The sequence below is a fragment of the Flaviaestuariibacter flavus genome, from assembly GCF_004337505.1.
GTDB classification, from domain to species: domain Bacteria; phylum Bacteroidota; class Bacteroidia; order Chitinophagales; family Chitinophagaceae; genus Flavisolibacter; species Flavisolibacter flavus.
Window position 1 is genome coordinate 1 of sequence record NZ_SJZI01000038.1, and the last position, 2,109, is coordinate 2,109.

The window sequence follows — 2,109 nt, forward strand, 5'->3', positions numbered from 1 at the left end:
CGGAAGCACAACGGCCCCGACGCCGTCGACCACCACGGTTGGCAGCACAACGTATTATGTGAGCCAGGTGGCCAACCCGGGCAACTGCACCAGCCCGCGGGCATCGCTTACAGTAACGGTGACTGCAAAGCCGGCCGCGCCGACCGTGACGACGCCGGTAACCTATTGCCAGGGAGCGGCGACGGTGCCGCTGACGGCAACCGCATTGGCCGGCAACACGTTGCTCTGGTATACAACGGCTACCGGCGGCACCGGATCCGCCACCGCACCAACGCCCTCGTCTGCAACGGTGGGCTCAACCACCTATTACGTGAGCCAGGTGAGCGGTAATGGCTGCGAAAGCCCGCGTGCCTCGATCGTGGTGACCACCAACGCGATCCCCGTGGCAACGGCACCTGCCAACCAGACGGTATGTGCCGGCAGCAGCACAACGGCGGTAACGTTCAGCGGCACACCGGCAACGGGTGTGGTATATAACTGGACCAACGACAACACGGCCATCGGGCTCGCCGCGAGCGGCACGGGAAATATCGCGTCTTTCTTAGCAACCAATACCGGCACGTCACCGATCACCGCTACGATCACCGTGACACCGACGCTCACCACCAACGGCGTCAGCTGCCCGGGGGCTCCGAAGACCTTTACCATCACGGTGAACCCGAAGACCGCGATCGTGACGCCGCCGCAGAACGTATCGGTTTGCGAGGGCGGCAATGCGACGTTTACCGTGACGGCATCGGGCACCGGGCCGCTTACGTACGAGTGGTTCGCTTTCGGCCCTACCGGCACCGCCAACACGCCTGCCGGCAGTGGCACCAACACGCTCACCCTATCGAATGTAAGCACCTCGATGAATGGCAACCGCTACCGGGTGGTTGTTACCGGCCCCTGCGGTGCGGTGACCTATGACTTCGCGGTGATAACGGTGAATGCGCCAGCAGTCTGCGCCAATGCATTGCCGGCAACAATTTCGGCGGTGGTGGCACCTGCCGGTACTTATACTTATGCATGGACCGTGCCTTCGGGCGCGGCGGCGGCGGGCAATGTGAGCAGCTTCCAAACCTCGACGGCTGGTACGTATTCGGTGACCGTTACCAACAGCAACAATTGCACAAACACGGGCTCGGCCAACCTGGTGATCAACCCCAACCCGACCGTTACGGTGAATACGCCGGCGCCGATCTGCAGCGGTGGCAGCGCGACGCTTACCGCGGGTGGAGCAAGCACCTATGCCTGGAGCCCGGCCCCGGGGCTGTCGGCAACTACGGGCTCGCCGGTAACGGCAAGTCTGACGGCGACAACGACTTATACGGTGACGGGTACTACCAATGGTTGTACGGGTACGGCGACTGCGACGGTAACCGTAAACCCGAAGGCCACGGCGACGCAGAGCCTGTCGGTTTGTTCGGTACAGCTGCCTTATAGCTGGAATGGGCAAAGCCTGACGGCTGCGGGAAGTTACCAGGCCGTGCTGCAGACTTCTCTTGGCTGCGACAGCACGGTGACCTTGACGCTGACGGTAAGAAATGGTGTGCATACCGACACCACCGCTACGGCCTGCAGCCAGTATGTGTGGAGAGGAACCACTTATACCACCAGTGGTAATTACAACGTCTATACAACGGGCGTCAACGGCTGCCCCGATACCGCCACCCTGCACCTCACCATCAACCAGGGCGCGCGCAGTGACACTACCGCCACTGCCTGTGGTACCTACAGCTGGAGGGGTCAGAGCTATAGCCAGAGTGGAGATTACACCCTCACCACACCCAACGGTGCCTGTACCGATACGGCTGTCCTGCACCTCACCATCGCCCAGGGCGTGCGCAGTGACACCACCGCCACTGCCTGCGGATCCTATAGCTGGAGAGGCACTACCTACACTGCTTCCGGTAACTATACAGTGACTACTGTAAATGGTGCCTGCACCGACACGGCTGTCCTGCACCTCACCATTGCCCAGGGTGTGCGCAGCGACACTACTGCTACTGCCTGCGGTACCTATAGCTGGAGGGGTCAGAGCTATAGCCAGAGTGGAGACTATACAGTGACTACTGTAAACGGTGCCTGCACCGATACAGCTGTCCTGCACCTCACCATCGCCCAGGG

1 protein-coding gene is annotated in these 2,109 nt (G+C 61.5%); it reads left to right on the forward strand.

Going from position 1 to position 2,109, the window contains the following annotated elements; genetic code table 11:
* Nucleotides 1–2,109 (forward strand): Ig-like domain-containing protein (locus EPD60_RS07955; RefSeq protein WP_131448578.1); only part of this gene is annotated, 2,109 nt, incomplete at both ends.